We start from the raw sequence: 14,785 nt of genomic DNA on the forward strand, positions 1-14,785 counted from the left end.
AAGATGGCGAGGCGCTGGCTTTCCCTGCTCTATGTCCAGGTGCTGGTCGCCATCGTCATCGGCGTCACCCTCGGCGCGATCTGGCCCGAGACCGGCGCGGCGCTGAAGCCGCTCGGCGACGGCTTCATCAAGCTGATCAAGATGGTGATCGCCCCGGTCGTCTTCCTCACCGTGGTCCACGGCATCGCCAGCGTGAAGGACGCCGGGCGCATCGGCCGCGTCGGTGTCAAGGCGCTCGTCTATTTCGAAGTGGTCTCCACCTTCGCCCTCGCCCTCGGGCTGATCGTCGCCAAACTCTTCCAGACCGGCTCGGGCTTCAACATCGACCCGAGCCAGCTCGATGCGAAGGCGGTGCAGGGTTACGCCCAGCGCGCGCAGTCGGACAGCGTGACCGACCACTTCATGCACATCATCCCGGACACCTTCATCGGCGCCTTCGCCGGCGGCGACCTGTTGCAGGTGCTCTTCCTCGCCGTGCTGACCGGCTTCGCCATCAACGCCCTGCCCGAGCGCGCGCGGGATGCCGCGAGCCATGCCGTCGACAGCCTCAGCGCCATCTTCTTCGGCGTGGTCAAGATCGTGGTGCGGGCGGCGCCCGTCGGGGCCTTCGGCGCCATGGCCTTCACCATCGGCGCCTATGGCTTCGGCTCGCTGATCCGCCTCGGGGAGCTGGTGGCGACCTTCTACCTCACCTCCATCCTTTTCGTGCTGCTGGTGCTCGGCAGCATCGCCCGCTTCTGCGGCTTCTCCATCATCCGCTTCGTCGCCTATATCCGCGAGGAGCTGCTGATCGTCCTCGGCACCTCCAGCAGCGAGAGCGTGCTGCCGCAGATCATGCAGAAGCTCCGGCGCCTCGGCTGCTCGCCCAATGTGGTGGGGCTCACCGTGCCGCTCGGCTACAGCTTCAACCTCGACGGCACCAACATCTACATGACGCTGGCGACGATGTTCCTCGCCTATGCGACGAACACGCCGCTGACGCTGGGGCAGGAGCTCACCATCCTGCTGGTCGCCATGCTGACCTCGAAAGGCGCCTCGGGTGTCACCGGCGCGGGCTTCGTGACGCTGGCGGCGACGCTCTCCGTCATCCCCGACATCCCGATCACGGCGCTCGCCGTCCTCGTCGGCATCGACAAGTTCATGAGCGAGTGCCGCGCGCTGACCAACCTGATCGGCAACGGCGTCGCCTGCGTCGCCGTCAGCCGCTGGGAGGGCGAGCTGGACACGGCCCAGCTCCGCGCCGAGCTGGCCCGCGGCCCCGGCACCCATGCGCTGGAGGACGCCGAGCCCGTCCGCGTACCGGCGGAATAGCTTGCAGGCGGCAGCGCGCCGGGCGAGGCTTCGCCCGGAGGTGCCCCGCATGAGCCTCGCCGACCGCATCCGCTCCGAGAGCGCCCGCCTCGCCGCGCTCTGCACCGCCTGCGGCGATTGCGTCACGGCTTGCCCGATGACGCCCTATGCCCCGGGTGTCGCGGAGGCGGGGCCGGTCGCCGTCGCCACCGGCCTGCGCGACGTGCTCCTCGCCGGCCCCGGCACCCCCGAGGCCCGCGCCTGGATCGCCGCCTGCACCCGCAGCGGCGTCTGCACCCCCGCCTGCCGCGAGAGGATCGATCCCGCCTTCATGCTCCGCCTCGCCACCTGGCGGGCCAAGGGTGCCCTCGGCGACGCGCCGCTGATCGAGGTGAAGGAGGACACGCAGTTCTCACCCAAGGTGAAGGCCTTCGCGCGCCTCACCCTGACCGAGGAGGAGCGGCGCGAATGGCTGTAGGCGGCCATAAAGCCATCTTCTGGTATGGCTGCAACATGACCCGCCATGGCGAGGTCATCCGCGCCACCTCGCGCCTGCTGCAAGCCGTCGGCGTCGAGGCCGCGCCGCGCGGCGGCCCCGCCTCCTGCTGCGGCAGCCCGAAGGATGCCAATGCCCGCATCAACGAGGGCATGGCCCGCCGCACCATAGAGGCCTTCAACGCGACAGGCCGCGGCACCGTCGTCACCTGGTGCCCGTCCTGCCACATGAACATGCAGGACAGCATGGCGCCGGTGACGCCCGCGAATTTCGAGACCGTGCATGTGACGGAGGTGCTTCATGCCCGGCGCGATGCGCTCCGCCCTCTGCTCACGCGCCCCGTCCCGGCGCGGGTGCTGCTGCATGCCCATCTCGGCTTCGACGGCCGCGTGCCGGTGAACGCGCTGGTGCCGGACCTGCTTCGCCTCATCCCCGGGCTCGATCTGGCCGAGCACCGGTGCCGCGTGCCGGGCCACATGTGCTCCTCCCTCGCCGCCGTCCCCGGCGCGCTGGCCGATGCGCAGCGCGCGACGCTCGCCGCCATGGCGGAGACGGGCGCCGACACGCTCTGCACCATCTTCCATTCCTGCCACCGGGAATGCGTGGCGCTGGAGCGGAACCACCCGGTCAGGGTGGTGAACTGGATCCACCTCCTCGCCTGGAGCGCCGGCTGGGAGGCGGAGGATGGCTACAAGGCGATGCGCAATGCCGCCGACCCACGCGCCGCCCTCGGCGAGACGCTGGTCGAGGCCGCGGGCGAGGTACCCTTCACCCGGCTGGTGGAGCCGGAGCTGCGCAAGCCGCCCGCGATCTGAGCCGCTACTCCACCTGCATCCGCAGCTCCGCTACGAGCGGCCGGACCTGGGCCAGCTGGGCCCGCACGGCGGCGCCGAATTCCTCGGCCGAATTGCCGCCCGGCTCCGCCCCCAGATCGGCGATGCGGCGTGCTACCTCCGGATGCCGCGCGGCGGCGGCGACTTCCTGCTGCAGCCGCGCCAGGATCGGCGCCGGCGTGCCTGCCGGGGCGAAGAACCCGTTCCAGCCCAGCAGCTCGATGCTCGGATAGCCCTGCTCGCGCGCCGTCGGCACCTCCGGCAATGCGCTGGCGCGCTGGGCGGCGAGGGTGGCGACCGGGCGCAGCACCCCGGCCCGGATATTCGCCAGCGAGGAGGACAGCTGGTCGCCGCCGAACTGAATTCGTCCCGCCAACAGGTCCTGCACCAGCGGCGCCGCGCCCCGGAAGGGGATGTGGTCCATGCGGATGCCGGCATCGCGCTTCAGCACCTCGCCCACCAGGTTGATGGTGCTGCCGGGCCCGGTGGAGCCGTAGAACAGGTTGCCCCGCTCCTTCGCCACCGCGACGAACTCGCGCAGGTCGCGCGCCGGCACCGAGGGGTTCACCAGCAGCATCATCGGCACGTTGGCGCCCATCGAGACCGGCGCGAAATCCTGCTCGATCCGGTGCGGCGCGCGGCCGGCGAATTCCAGCGCCGCCGTCGTCGTGCAGAAGGTCAGGTTGTGGAACAGCAGCGTATGGCCATCGGGCGCGGCCTTCGCCACCACATCCGCCCCGATCGAGCCGCCGCCGCCGCCACGGTTCTCGACCACCACGGATTGCCCGAGCGTCTCGGTCAGCCGCTGGGCATAGAGCCGCGCCAGCAAATCCGTGGTGCCCCCGGCGGGGAAGGGCACGATGATGCGCACCGGCCGCGCCGGCCAGGATTCTTGCGCCGCCGCATTGCCGGCCAGCGCCGCGGCCAGCCCCCCGAGCACTCCACGCCGTCCGATCCGCACCGTCATGGCCCCCTCCCTTGGGATCGTCCCGAAGCTCAGCCCTCGATACTGAGGTTCAGCCGCTCGGCGATCTCTGTCCATTCCCGCAGGTTGCGCGCGATCTGGGCCCGGAAGGCAGCCGGGTCCTGGTAGCTTGGGATGGTGTCGATCGCCAGCAGCCTCTGATGCGTCTCGGGCTTCATGGCGGTCACCCGCAAGGCCTCGGTCAGCCGGTCGAGCACCGGCTGCGGCGTCCGCGCCGGCGCCAGCAGGCCGGAGAAGCCGCTGAAGCTGAAGCGGCTGGAGAAGCCCAGCTCCTTCAGGTTCGGCACATCGGGCATGGAGGGGACGCGGCGGTCACCGCTCGCGGCCAGCGCCCGGATGCGCCCGGCCTTCATCATCTCGCCGGCCGCCGCCATGCTGTGGAAGCCACCATGGATGTTGCCGCCCAGCATGTCCTGCAGCATCGGCGTCTCGCCGCGATAGGAGACATGCGTCATCTCGAGCTTCGCCTCCTCCGCCAGCATCAGGGCGAAGGCGTGGCCGGTGCTGCCCGGTGCATAGGAGCCGAAGGAAAGGTCGCGCCCGCGCCCCCAATCGGTGAACTGCGCCATGGTCCGGACTTCGGCCGGCACCTTCGGCCCGACGCAGAATAGGATCGAGGTCGTTCCGAGCCGCCCGATCGGCGCGAAATCCGCGACCGGGTCGTAGGGGAAGCGCCGCATCACCACCGGAGTCTGCACATGGGTGGTGATGGTGAAGAGCAGCGTATAGCCATCCGCCGGCGCCTTGGCCGCAACCTCGGTGCCGATCAGCCCGCCGCCGCCGCCGCGGTTCTCGATGACGATGGGCTGGCCGAGCTCGGCCTGCATCCCCTCGGCCGCGATTCGCGCCCAGGTATCGGTGCCGCCGCCGGGCGGGAAGGGGACGAGGAAGCGGATTGGCCGGTCGGGGTAGCCGCCCTGCGCATGGGCGAGGGCGGGCAGGGCCAGCAGGCCGGCCAGGGTGCGCCTATGGATCATGTCAACCATCCACGCTGAGGTTCATCGACGTCGCCAGCTCCGTCCATTGCCGGAGCTGCATCGTCATCTCCGCCTTGAATTCGGCCGGCGGCAGGTAGCCGGGGATGGTGTCGATCTCCAGCAGCCGGCGCAGCACGGCCTCGTTCCGCATCGCCCCGGCGAAGCTCTCCGCCAGCCGCGCCAGGACCGGCGGCGCCACCCGCGCCGGGGCGAACAAGCCGATGAAGCCGGAATTGCCGAAGGCCTCCGGATAGCCGAGGTCGATGAAGCTCGGCAGGTCGGGCATGGATGGGATGCGCCGCCGCCCGAGCGTCGCCAGCGGCCGCAGCCGGCCGGAGCGGATATAATCCCCCGCCGCCGTCATGCTGTGGAAGCCGCACTGGATGCGCCCGCCGAGGATGTCCGTCAGCATCGGCGCCTCGCCGCGATAGGCGACATGCGTCATGCCGAGCTTCTCCACATCGGAGAAGAGCTGGGCGAAGGCATGGCCCGATGAGCCGGTGGCGTAGGAGCCGAAAGAGAGATCCTTGCCGCGCGCATAGGCGACGAATTCGGCGAGCGTCGCTGCCGGGATCTCCGGCCGGATGCAGAAGGGCAGGGGCGTCGTGCCCATCTTGCCGATCGGCGCGAAATCCTCGAGCGGCTGGTAGGGCCAGCGGCGGAACACAACCGGCGACTGGATCAGCGGGCTGATGGTGAAGAGCAGCGTGTAGCCATCCGTGGCGCCTTTCGCCACGTATTCGGCACCGAGCATGCCGCCCGCACCGCTGCGGTTCTCGATGACGATGGGCTGGCCAAGGTCGGCGCCCATCGCCTCGGCGGTCAGGCGCGACCAGATATCGGTCGCTCCGCCGGCGGGGAAGGGAACGATGAAGCGGATCGGCCGGTCCGGATAGGCGCCCTGCGCCAGCGCGGGCGCGGCGAGCAGCGCAGCCCCGAGTGCGGGCAGCTTCCGGCGATACATGGCGATCCCTCCATCTTTTGGAGGCAGAGTGGCCGAGCTTCGCCGCCCGTTCAATCCCGCCGCGCCACATAGGCCGGCAGCGACCATCCGCGGGCAATGGCGGCAGCACGAATGGCGAAGCAGAGCGCCATGCCGGCCAGCAGCGCCGTATCCCGCCATATGCCGTGCATCCGCAGCAGCACGAAGGCCGCGGCGCCGGCGAGCGCGGCCAGCGCATAGACCTCCTTGCGCAGCAGCAGCGGGATCTCGTTGCAGATCACGTCCCGCAGCACGCCACCGAAGGTCGCCGTGGCGACGCCGAGCAGCACCGCCGCCCAAGGAGCGACGCCGCCGACCAGCGCGATCTCCGCCCCGAGTACGGCGTAGAGCGCGAGGCCCACCGCATCCGCCCAGAGCAGGGCGCGGAAGCGGTTCTCGATCCGGTGCGCCGTGAAGAAGACCAGCACGCCGACGGCGCTGGCGACCGCGAGCAGCGCCGGGTCGCGCAGCCAGAAGACCGGGGTGCGGCCCATCAGCAGGTCCCGCACCGTGCCGCCGCCGAAGCCGGTGACGGCGGCGATGAGCATGAAACCCACCAGGTCCAACTGCTTGCGCGAGGCGACCAGCGCCCCCGAGGCGGCGAAGACCGCGATGCCGGCGAGATCGAGCCAGCGCAGCAGGGTCTCGAAGCCGATCACGGCGCGCGTCTATTCCGCCGGCAGCACCTCGGCGCGTGCCGCGGCGGCGCTCCCCTTCGCGCTCCCCGCGCAGAGCAGCGACAGGCCGAGCAGCCCGGCGACCACCGGCAGCACCAGCCCAGGATGGCCGAAGTCGATCAGCATCCCCATCGGCACCGGCGTGATGGCCGAGCCTAGCGGCAGCCCGGCCGAGACGAAGCCGAAGACCTTGCCGACCTGCCCCGGCGGGCAGGCGTCCTTCAGCATCACGTCGCGCGGGGTGCGCGAGGTGCCGAGTGCCAGCCCGGCCACCACCGCGACCACCGGCAGCAGCGCCTCCGGCATCGGCACGGTGCCGAGGGAGAGCAGCAGCGCCATGGCGACGAGGGTCAGCACCGTCACCATGCCGAGCAGGTTGCGCTTCGACGTGTCGGCGATCCAGCCGCCGACCAGCGTGCCGCAGGTCGCGCCCACCATGTAGCCGGTGAGCGCGCTGGAGGCGACCAGCACCGGCGTCCCCCAGAGCTTGCCGAGCACCGTCACCAGCCAGGCCTGCACGCCGGAGCCGGCCATGGAGGACAGCAGGAAGAAGGCGAAGAACAGCAGCATCGGCCGCGATAGCAGCACCTCGCGGCTCGAGAGCGCCGCCTCCGCCTTGGCCGGCTTCGCCTGATCGCGCAGCACGCCGCTCTGCAACAGGATGGCCGCCACCACCGGCACGCCGAGCAGGCCGACGGTCAGCAGCGCCCCTCGCCAATTCGTCACCCCGAGCAGCAGGGCGATGACCGGCGGCGCGAGGGCGAAGCCAAGGTTGCCGGTAAAGGTATGCAGCGCGAAGGCCCGCCCCATGAAGGACTTGTTCACGCTGCCCGTCAGGATGGCGTAGTCCGCCGGGTGAATCACACTATTGCCGATGCCCGACAGCACGGCCAGCGGCAGGATCATCCAGAAGGCCGGCGCGAAGGCCATGGCGGAGACGGAGAGCGCCATCAGCAGCGTCCCGCCGATGAGGAAGGGCCTCGCCCCCCAGCGGTCCACCCAGAAGCCGACCGGCGTTTGCAGCACGGCCGTCGTCGCGCTCATCAGCGCGACCGAGAGGCCGAGCATGGCGTAGGACACGCCGAATTCCTCCCGCCAGACGAGGAAGAGCGGCGGCAGGCAGAGCATGTAGAAATGCGACAGGAAATGCCCGGTGCCGATCAGCGCGACGATGCGCATGTCTCGGCCGCCGGCGGCGCCGGCTTCGGGTTCAGGCAGGCGGCTCATGGGCAGGCCCCGATCAAGTGTCGCCGCGCCGTTCCGGCCGGCGCTGGCAGTGTCCGGCCGATCCGGGTTAGCCTTCCGCCATGCGGCGTGCAACCGGGATTGGCCTCGTCCTGCTGGGCGGAGGCATCGCCTTCGGCTTCAGCCAGTGCGATAACACCTCGGAGCAGTGCCGCGAGGCCCGCGCCCAGGGCCTTCCCAATGCCGAGGAGCTGTGCCGCAGCGCGCGGAGCGGCGGTCATTCCTCGTCTTCCTCCTCATCCTCGCATCGCAGCGGCTCGACTACCACGGCCAGCGCCCGCGGCGGCTTCGGCAGCTCCGCCAGCCATTTCAGCGGGGGCGGCTGATGCGCCGGCTGGAGCAATCCCCGCGCCCGGACCAGTTGGAGCGCGCCCGCCGCATGGGCTTCGCCTTCGCCGAGATCGAGGGCGAGCCCTATTGGGACGAAAGCGCCTGCTACGCCTTCACCGCGGCCGAGATCGACATGCTGGAGGCGGCGACGGCCGAGCTCGAGCGCCTCACCCGCCTCGCCTGCGCGCATGTGGTGCGGGAGGATACCGGCCGTGCCCTCGGCCTGTCGGAAGCCGCCTGGACGCTCGCCAAACGCTCCTGGCTCCGCGGCGAGCCGAGCCTCTACGGCCGGATGGACCTCCGCTGGGACGGCACCGGCCCGCCCAAGCTGCTCGAATACAATGCCGACACCCCGACCGCCCTGTTCGAGGCCGCCGTCGTGCAATGGGAGTGGCTGCAATGCATCGATCCCGCCCTCGACCAGTTCAACGGCCTGCATGAGGCGCTGATCGCCAGCTGGCCGCGGCTCGGCCTGCCGGCCCGGGTGCATTTCGCCTGCGCGAAAGACTCCGTCGAGGACCGCGGCACGCTCGACTACCTGCGCGACACCGCGATCCAGGCCGGCCTCGCCGCCCCGGCGCTGACCATGGACGAGATCGGCTGGGACGGCCGCCGCTTCCGCGACGCGGGGGAGCGGCCGATCGAGGCAGCCTTCAAGCTCTATCCCTGGGACTGGCTGCTGGCCGAGGATTTCGGCGCCCACATCCCCCGCGCCCCGACCCGCTGGATCGAGCCAGCCTGGCGGCTGATGCCGAGCAGCAAGGCCTTCCTCGCCCTGCTCTGGGCGCTCTTCCCCGACCATCCCAACCTGTTGCCCGCCCATCTGGAGCCCGGACGCTGCGGCGGGCCGGAGATCGCCAAGCCCTTCTGGGGCCGCGAGGGTGCCAACATCACCGCACCGGGCATGGCGACACCCGGCCCATACGCCGATCAGCCGCGGGTCTGGCAGCGCTATGCCGAGCTGCCCTGCTTCGCCGGCCGCTACCCCGTGCTCGGCAGCTGGGTCGTCGCCGGCGCGCCGGCTGGCCTCGGCATCCGCGAGGATGCGACGCCCATCACCCGCGACACCAGCCGCTTCGTCCCCCACTGGTTCCAGCCCGAAGGCTCCACATGACCAGCCTCGCCGCCCTGCCGGCCTTTCTCGCGCATTTCCTGGCCGGGCTGGCGCTGCTCGGCGCCGCCTTCCTGGTCTTCACCAGGCTGACGCCGCATGACGAGATGGCGCTTGTCCGCCGCGGCAACCTGCCTGCGGCCGTCGCGCTTGGCGGCTCGGTGATCGGCGTGGCGCTGGCCATCGCCTCGGCGGTATCGCATTCGGCCGGGCTGGTCGATGCGGTGGTCTGGGCCGTGGTCGCCCTGCTCGCCCAGCTCGGTGCCTTCCTGGCGACCGCCTGGCTCCTGCCGGAATGGCGCGCGGCAATCGAGCGCGGAGAGATGGCGACGGCGGCGCTGAAGGCCGCGGTCGCGATCGCGGTCGGCCTGCTGAACGCGGCTGCGATGGTCCCCTAGCCACAGGCCCTTCAAGCCGCCGCTGCCAGCCCTGGCCCGTCCAGGCTTTCCCGAATGAATCGCATCAGCGGCTCCGCCAGCGGGTTCTGCCCCGCCGCATCGCCGAAGACGCACATCTCCGCCGTCCCCAGCGCCGGCAGGCCCGGCACCTCGACCAGGCCGGGCGGCATCCCGCTCCGCCCCAGCACGCTCAGCGCGAAGCCGGCCTGTGCCGCCGCCGCCACGCCGAGCAGGCTGGCCGAGACATAGACCACCTCGAAACCCATTCCCGCCCGCGCCAGCGCCGCCAGGGCCCGGTCGCGGAACATGCAGCCGGGCGGTAGCATGGCGAGCGGCAGGGGCCGGCCGGCTGGCGCCGCCCAATCAGGCGCCGCGACCCAGACCACGGCCTCGGTCCAGATCGGCCGCCCCTCGGTCTCGCCATCGCGCCTTTTGCCGAGCACCAGGTCGAGCGCGCCTCGCTCCTGCGCCGCCCGCAGCTCATGGCTGCGGCCGACCTCCACCTCCAGCGCCACCTCGGGATAGGTCCGGGCGAAGCGGGCCAGCAGCGGCGCCAGGTTGCGCGGCACGAAATGATCGGCGACGCCGAGCCGCAGCCGCCCGGCCACCGGCGGGGCCACCATCCGCCGCACCGCCTCGTCGTTCAATGCCAGGATGCGCCGCGCATAGGCCAGCAGCGTCTCGCCATCGCGCGTGAGCACGACGCTGCGGCTGGTCCGCTCCAGCACGCGGCGCTGCACCACCTCCTCCAGCCGCTTCACCTTCAGGCTGACGGCGGATTGGGTGAGGCCGAGCGCCGCCCCCGCAGCGGTGAAGCCGCCCCGCTCCGCCACGGCGACGAAGCAGCGGAGCAGGTCGAGATCGAGATCGGGGATGCGCATGGGCGGAGCTTCCCTCAGCCCATGCGCCGCTTCAATCAGACCTCTTCGTCATAGCCGCCGCCGGCATCATCCATGCCGCCGCCGGTGTCGTAGTTGCTCGTATCCGTGTCGTAGCCGCCGCCGGTCGCGTCCTGGGTGGAGGCATAATCCTGGCCGCCGCCGCTGCCCCAGCCCTGGTCGGCCGCCGCCGTGCCCGGATCGGTCCAGGGGGAGGAGGCCGGCACCGCTTCCTGCCCGAAGGCACCGCCCCCGGTCGCGTCGGACGCGGTGGCCGCCGCCGCCGACCCATGGCTGCCGGAGAAGGCGTTCATCAGCATGTTGCCGACCACCATGCCGCCGGCCACGCCCGCCGCCGTGGTCAGCGCCGTGCCGAGGAAGCCGGAGCCCCCGCGCTGCGGCTGCAGCATCCCGGGATTGTAGCCCGGCGGATAGACCGGCTGCGGGGGAGGCGGCATCTGCGGCGACTGCCGGCTGGCACCACCCCCGCCGAACATGCCGCCGAACAGCCCACCGCTGCGCGGCTGCTGCGCCGCCTGGGCCTGGGTGCGGGCATTCTGCACCTCCCATTCCAGCTGGCGGATGCGGTTCTGCGCCTCAACCAGCGCCGCCTCCTGCACGAAGGCGGTCTGGGTGATGCGGTAGCGCGCCTCCGGATAGCGGGAGAAGAGGTCGCTGATCAGCGAATCCGCCTCACGGTCGACCGGCGGCAGGGGGGGGCGCGACTGGGTCGCCGGCACGCTGCTGCCGCCCCATGGCCCCGGCGCGGGCGCGGCGGGCGATGCGCCCGCGATCCGCTCCACGAACTGGCTGATGATCCGGCGTTCCTCGTCGTTCATGGTCCTCGTGTCTCCCTGGCCCCGTTCCCGGCGGCCGCCGCCCTGTTGCCGGGCTGGTCCGGCCATCGGTGCCATAGCCGGCGAAGTGGTCCGGCACCCGAACCGTTTCAAGCGGCGTCGATGCGCCCGGGCAGCCCAAGCCGCCGCCATTCGATCACCGGGCAGCGATCCTGCACGAAGCGCAGCCCGGCCGCCCGCGCCCGCTCCCCAGCCGCGTCATCGCGCACCCCGAGCTGCAACCACACGCTGCGGGCGCCGAGGCGGATCGCCTCGTCCACCACCGCCCCCGCCTCCTCGCTGCGGCGGAAGACGTCGACCATGTCGAGGGGCCCAGCCGCATCGAGGCTCGGCGCGACCGCCGCCCCGTGCAAGACCCCGCCGGCGAGGCCGGGATTGACCGGCGTCACCGCATAGCCGCGCCCGACCAAGAAGCCGGCGACGCCGTAGCTCGGCCGCTCCGGACGCGCCGAGGCGCCGACCACGGCGATGCGCCTCGTGGTCAGCAGGATGTCGCGGATCTCGTCATCGCTCATGGACCTCGCCTCCGATGCTTGCCTTCCGCCGCGCCGCCCGGCATTCCTGCACGGGCGAGGGCCTGTAGCTCAATGGTCAGAGCGGACCGCTCATAACGGTTTGGTTGCAGGTTCGAGTCCTGCCGGGCCCATCGCTCATTCGCCGATACTCACCGTGGCCGTCCGTCCCGGCAACAGCCGCACGCCCTGCGGCACGCTGTCGATCGCGATCCGCACCGGCACGCGCTGCGCCAGCCGCACCCAGCTGAAGGTCGGGTTGACGTTGGCCAGCAGGTTGGGGCCTGCCGCCCGGTCGCGGTCCTCGATGCCGCCGGCGATGCTGTCGACATGGCCGCGGATATCCGCCCGCTCCCCCATCAGCCGCACCTGCGCCGGGGCGCCGGGGGCGATGCGCGGCAGCTTGGTTTCCTCGAAATACCCCTCGATGCGGATGGTGTCCCGGTCCACCAGGGCCAGCACCGCGCGGCCCGCCGTGACGTAATCGCCCGGCCGCAGCTCCAGGTTGGTCACCGTCCCGCTGACCGGCGCCATGACCCGCGACCGTTCCAGGTTGAGCCGCGCCACGTCCCGCTCGGCGATCGCCTGGGCATAGGCTGCCGCCGCCTGGTTGGCGTCCGAGACCGCGCGCTCCTGCGTCTGGACGGAAACCGCGCTCTGATCGAGCCGCGTCACCCGCCGGGCGTCCCGCTGCGACTGCTGCAAGGCCTCCCAACGCGACTGCGCCGCCGCATCCGCCTGCTGCACCGCCAGCTCGAAGCGCGCCCGGTCGATCTCGAAGAGCAGCGCCCCCCGCTCCACCACCTGGTTGTCCTGCACCGCCACCGCGGCGACGAGGCCCGAGACATCCGGCGTGACGCCGACCACATCCGCCCGCACCCGCCCGTCCCGCGTCCAGGGCGCGAGAATGTAATAGTCCCAGAGCTGCCAGCCGACGAGGCCGGCGAGTGCTGCGGCGAGCAGGGTCAGGGCAAGGCGCTTCATAAACCGATCCCATGGGCCAGCGCGACGATCCCGCCGAGCAGAACAAGGAAGAGCGCCGCATCGAAGAGCGGTGCATGCCAGACATGCCGGTAGAGGCCCGCCCATCGCAGTCCGCGCCGGGCCAACACCGCCAGCAGCAGCGCCAGCACCACCCAGGCGAGCAGCGCCGGGACGAAGACGCCGAGGATGTCGAGTTCCGCGATCATGCCGCCAGCGCCACCGGCCCCGGCAGCACCGGCGGCGCCGCCTCCGGGAACAGCGCCATGCGCAGCCCGCTGAGCGCCAGCGCCGCCGCCCGGGCCGCTGCATCACCCGGATGGAGGGTGGCGAGCAGCGCCGCATCGATCCGCGCCAGCGCTGCATCCTTCGGCACGCTGCCGCGGACCGAGCCGGCGGTTGCCGCGATCGCCGCCTCCACTGCCCGCTGCTCCGCCGCCGCCAGCGCCGGCACCGCCGCGCGCAGCCGCAGCAGGTTGAAGGCGGCGCGCAACTCGGCCAGTTCGCGCCGACCCATCGCCGCCGCATCCGCGGCGCCGAGCCGGGCCGAGAGCGCCTCGAACCGGTCGAGCATGGCGGCCGCGATGCGACGCAGGTCGGTTGGCCGCCGCCCCTCGGCCAACCGTACCAAGTCGCGCCGGTCGGCCTCCACCAGCCGCTCCACCCGCCAGGCGACGCCCGCCCCGCGCACCAGCCGCGTCACCGTCAGCGCCACGCCGAAGCCGAGCATCATGGCGATGCCGCCCTCGAGGAAGCTGTCGAACTCGGCCCCGTAGGTCGATTGCAAGGCCAGCAGCGCGAAGCCGTTGATGGCGACGGGCGCCATCCGCGGCTGGAAGGCGGGCATCGCCAGCAGTGCCCCGACCGGCAGATAGAGCGCCCCCAGCACGAGCACGAGCGGCACGAAGCCGTCCACCATCGGCAGCACGGCGAAGAGCATCAGGCCCGCCAACGCCACGGCGATGGCGGTACCTTCCATGAAGCGCAGGATGGCCGGCGCGGGATCGTCCAGCTGGGCGAAGAGGCTCGCCCCGACCGCCGCCATCATCGCCGCCGTCGCCCCGCCAGGCCAGCCGACGAGGATCCAGAAGGTGCAGCAGAGCATGACGGCAAGTGCCGCGGCGAGGCCCGACAGCCCGACCAGCAGCGGGTCGGCATGGCCCGGCAGTCCGGCCGGCGCCGCCGGCACCCGCCCCGCATGCCGCGAGGCGATGCGCGCCGCATGGGCCTGGCAAGCCACCCAGGTCGCCAGCAGCTCCCGCAGCCGGGCAAGCAGCCCTTCGCGCAGCAGGCCCGGCCAGCCGCCCTCCGCCGCCGCCTCCCGTTCCGCCGCGGCAAGCCGTTCGTCGAGCGAGCGCTGTTCGGCCTCGCCGATCCGCGCCCCGATCGCCGCCGTCACCTCCCGCAGCAGCGGCTCGGCCCGCGCAAAGCCGGCCGGATCGGCCGCCCGGAGTCCCGCCACCCGGTCGGCCGCCGAGCTCGCCAGCACCGGCATCCGCCGCGCCTCGCCCCGCAGCACCGGCAGCCAGCGCAGCGCCGCGCGACCACCATCCTCGTAGCGCGCCTGCTGGAACAGCGCGTCGAGCGCCGTCCCGTCAATGGCCAGCCGCCGCCGGTCCTCGGTGAGGCTCGCACCCTGCAGGGCATCGGCGGCGAGGCGCGCGACCGCCGCCGTCCAGGCCTCCAGCTGCCGCAGCAGCCGCGGCGTTGCCGGGTTCGGCAGCAGCAGCGCATGCAGCGCCCAGGCGCAGGCGATGCCGAGCCCGATCTCCTCCACCCGGAGGAGCGCCGTGATGAAGATCGCATCCGGCGCATCCACCGCCGGGAAGCCGATGATGGCCGCCGTATAGCCCGCCAGCATGAAGCCGTAGCTGCGCGGCGTCGCATCGAGCAGCGCCGCGGCGAGGCAGGCCCCCACCCAGAGCGCCATGGCGAGCACCAGCAGCGGCGGCGCATTGACCAGGTTCGGCACCGCCAGCACCGCGAAGGCGGCCCCGGCGAAGGTCCCGCCGAGCCGCCAGATCCCCTTGGCCCGCAGCGCCCCGGCCGAGGGCTGCGCCGTGACATAGACGGTGGTCGCCGCCCAGTAGGGCCGCTCCAGCCCGGTGCCGAAGGCGATGAAGAGCGCAAGGGCCGCCGCGGCGAAGGTGACGAGGGAGAACAGCCACTCCCGCCGTCCAGGCAGCCATTGCTCCAATGCCATCCCTCCGCGCTGCCAGGCCGGCAACGCGGC

At 72.0% G+C, this 14,785-nt stretch carries 16 protein-coding genes and 1 tRNA gene; 6 read left to right on the top strand and 11 right to left on the bottom strand.

The window, feature by feature from the left end:
• Positions 1-3 precede the first annotated feature (3 nt).
• Genes LH62_RS14010 through LH62_RS14020 form a run of 3 tightly spaced genes read left to right on the top strand, consistent with a single transcriptional unit; the run spans position 4 to position 2,601 of the window.
• Complete coding sequence (locus LH62_RS14010; RefSeq protein WP_043362190.1) at positions 4-1,311, top strand: dicarboxylate/amino acid:cation symporter; 1,308 nt, start codon at positions 4-6, stop codon at positions 1,309-1,311.
• A 49-nt stretch (positions 1,312-1,360) separates the two neighbouring features.
• On the top strand, positions 1,361-1,768 hold the full coding sequence (locus LH62_RS28410; RefSeq protein ID WP_052214438.1) for a hypothetical protein: 408 nt from the start codon (positions 1,361-1,363) through the stop codon (positions 1,766-1,768).
• The gene (locus LH62_RS14020) at positions 1,759-2,601 is read left to right on the top strand and encodes a (Fe-S)-binding protein (protein ID WP_043362194.1); all 843 of its coding nucleotides are present in this window, start codon (positions 1,759-1,761) and stop codon (positions 2,599-2,601) included. The genes LH62_RS28410 and LH62_RS14020 overlap by 10 nt, the downstream gene beginning before the upstream one ends.
• Before the next feature lie 4 nt (positions 2,602-2,605).
• Here LH62_RS14020 and LH62_RS14025 read toward each other — a convergent pair whose 3' ends face one another.
• Genes LH62_RS14025 through LH62_RS14045 form a run of 5 tightly spaced genes read right to left on the bottom strand, consistent with a single transcriptional unit; the run spans position 2,606 to position 7,467 of the window.
• Positions 2,606-3,586 (bottom strand): tripartite tricarboxylate transporter substrate binding protein, encoded by a 981-nt coding sequence (locus LH62_RS14025; protein ID WP_043362205.1) that lies wholly within the window; start codon positions 3,584-3,586, stop codon positions 2,606-2,608.
• A gap of 29 nt (positions 3,587-3,615) precedes the next feature.
• Positions 3,616-4,581 (bottom strand): tripartite tricarboxylate transporter substrate binding protein, encoded by a 966-nt coding sequence (locus LH62_RS14030; RefSeq protein WP_052214441.1) that lies wholly within the window; start codon positions 4,579-4,581, stop codon positions 3,616-3,618.
• Position 4,582: 1 nt separating this feature from the next.
• The gene (locus LH62_RS14035) at positions 4,583-5,545 is read right to left on the bottom strand and encodes a tripartite tricarboxylate transporter substrate binding protein (RefSeq protein ID WP_043362206.1); all 963 of its coding nucleotides are present in this window, start codon (positions 5,543-5,545) and stop codon (positions 4,583-4,585) included.
• 50 nt (positions 5,546-5,595) lie between these two features.
• Positions 5,596-6,222, bottom strand: a complete 627-nt coding sequence (locus LH62_RS14040; RefSeq protein ID WP_201445499.1) for a trimeric intracellular cation channel family protein — start codon at positions 6,220-6,222, stop codon at positions 5,596-5,598.
• A gap of 9 nt (positions 6,223-6,231) precedes the next feature.
• A complete protein-coding gene (locus LH62_RS14045) occupies positions 6,232-7,467 on the bottom strand; it encodes an MFS transporter (RefSeq protein ID WP_052214444.1) in 1,236 nt (411 codons plus the stop codon).
• Positions 7,468-7,678: 211 nt separating this feature from the next.
• Here LH62_RS14045 and LH62_RS14050 point away from each other — a divergent pair, with 211 nt between their 5' ends.
• The gene (locus LH62_RS14050) at positions 7,679-8,929 is read left to right on the top strand and encodes a glutathionylspermidine synthase family protein (RefSeq protein ID WP_236552550.1); all 1,251 of its coding nucleotides are present in this window, start codon (positions 7,679-7,681) and stop codon (positions 8,927-8,929) included.
• Entirely contained in the window at positions 8,926-9,324 is a 399-nt protein-coding gene (locus LH62_RS14055) for a DUF350 domain-containing protein (protein WP_052214446.1), read from the top strand. The genes LH62_RS14050 and LH62_RS14055 overlap by 4 nt, the downstream gene beginning before the upstream one ends.
• 11 nt (positions 9,325-9,335) lie before the next feature.
• Here LH62_RS14055 and LH62_RS14060 read toward each other — a convergent pair whose 3' ends face one another.
• From LH62_RS14060 to LH62_RS14070, 3 genes are all read right to left on the bottom strand, one after another.
• Entirely contained in the window at positions 9,336-10,205 is an 870-nt protein-coding gene (locus LH62_RS14060; RefSeq protein ID WP_043362210.1) for a LysR substrate-binding domain-containing protein, read from the bottom strand.
• A gap of 35 nt (positions 10,206-10,240) precedes the next feature.
• On the bottom strand, positions 10,241-11,041 hold the full coding sequence (locus tag LH62_RS14065; RefSeq protein ID WP_043362212.1) for a DUF2076 domain-containing protein: 801 nt from the start codon (positions 11,039-11,041) through the stop codon (positions 10,241-10,243).
• A gap of 107 nt (positions 11,042-11,148) precedes the next feature.
• On the bottom strand, positions 11,149-11,574 hold the full coding sequence (locus LH62_RS14070; protein WP_043362215.1) for a CoA-binding protein: 426 nt from the start codon (positions 11,572-11,574) through the stop codon (positions 11,149-11,151).
• Between the two features lie 58 nt (positions 11,575-11,632).
• Between LH62_RS14070 and LH62_RS14075 the strand changes: the two genes are divergently transcribed.
• Positions 11,633-11,705 (top strand) — tRNA-Ile (locus LH62_RS14075).
• Positions 11,706-11,709: 4 nt separating this feature from the next.
• On the opposite strand, the gene LH62_RS14080 is transcribed toward LH62_RS14075, so the two are convergent.
• From LH62_RS14080 to LH62_RS14090, 3 genes are read right to left on the bottom strand one after another with little or no spacing between them, the layout of a single operon-like run.
• Complete coding sequence (locus LH62_RS14080) at positions 11,710-12,555, bottom strand: HlyD family secretion protein (RefSeq protein WP_043362217.1); 846 nt, start codon at positions 12,553-12,555, stop codon at positions 11,710-11,712.
• Complete coding sequence (locus tag LH62_RS14085) at positions 12,552-12,761, bottom strand: DUF1656 domain-containing protein (protein ID WP_043362219.1); 210 nt, start codon at positions 12,759-12,761, stop codon at positions 12,552-12,554. Before LH62_RS14085 ends, LH62_RS14080 begins: the two co-directional genes overlap by 4 nt.
• On the bottom strand, positions 12,758-14,749 hold the full coding sequence (locus tag LH62_RS14090) for an FUSC family protein (RefSeq protein WP_052214449.1): 1,992 nt from the start codon (positions 14,747-14,749) through the stop codon (positions 12,758-12,760). Before LH62_RS14090 ends, LH62_RS14085 begins: the two co-directional genes overlap by 4 nt.
• Between the last annotated feature and the right edge of the window lie 36 nt (positions 14,750-14,785).

Source organism: Belnapia sp. F-4-1 (genome assembly GCF_000802185.1).
Lineage (GTDB): Bacteria > Pseudomonadota > Alphaproteobacteria > Acetobacterales > Acetobacteraceae > Belnapia.

What these genes read in the sequence shown, in the direction of transcription:
- LH62_RS14035 (WP_043362206.1), bottom strand. Translation starts at nt 5,545, where the DNA reads ATGTATCGCCGGAAGCTGCCCGCACTCGGGGCTGCGCTGCTCGCCGCG.
- LH62_RS28410 (WP_052214438.1), top strand. Translation starts at nt 1,361, where the DNA reads ATGAGCCTCGCCGACCGCATCCGCTCCGAGAGCGCCCGCCTCGCCGCG.
- LH62_RS14055 (WP_052214446.1), top strand. Translation starts at nt 8,926, where the DNA reads ATGACCAGCCTCGCCGCCCTGCCGGCCTTTCTCGCGCATTTCCTGGCC.
- LH62_RS14045 (WP_052214444.1), bottom strand. Translation starts at nt 7,467, where the DNA reads ATGAGCCGCCTGCCTGAACCCGAAGCCGGCGCCGCCGGCGGCCGAGAC.
- LH62_RS14010 (WP_043362190.1), top strand. Translation starts at nt 4, where the DNA reads ATGGCGAGGCGCTGGCTTTCCCTGCTCTATGTCCAGGTGCTGGTCGCC.
- LH62_RS14020 (WP_043362194.1), top strand. Translation starts at nt 1,759, where the DNA reads ATGGCTGTAGGCGGCCATAAAGCCATCTTCTGGTATGGCTGCAACATG.
- LH62_RS14030 (WP_052214441.1), bottom strand. Translation starts at nt 4,581, where the DNA reads ATGATCCATAGGCGCACCCTGGCCGGCCTGCTGGCCCTGCCCGCCCTC.
- LH62_RS14060 (WP_043362210.1), bottom strand. Translation starts at nt 10,205, where the DNA reads ATGCGCATCCCCGATCTCGATCTCGACCTGCTCCGCTGCTTCGTCGCC.
- LH62_RS14025 (WP_043362205.1), bottom strand. Translation starts at nt 3,586, where the DNA reads ATGACGGTGCGGATCGGACGGCGTGGAGTGCTCGGGGGGCTGGCCGCG.
- LH62_RS14080 (WP_043362217.1), bottom strand. Translation starts at nt 12,555, where the DNA reads ATGAAGCGCCTTGCCCTGACCCTGCTCGCCGCAGCACTCGCCGGCCTC.
- LH62_RS14070 (WP_043362215.1), bottom strand. Translation starts at nt 11,574, where the DNA reads ATGAGCGATGACGAGATCCGCGACATCCTGCTGACCACGAGGCGCATC.
- LH62_RS14065 (WP_043362212.1), bottom strand. Translation starts at nt 11,041, where the DNA reads ATGAACGACGAGGAACGCCGGATCATCAGCCAGTTCGTGGAGCGGATC.
- LH62_RS14085 (WP_043362219.1), bottom strand. Translation starts at nt 12,761, where the DNA reads ATGATCGCGGAACTCGACATCCTCGGCGTCTTCGTCCCGGCGCTGCTC.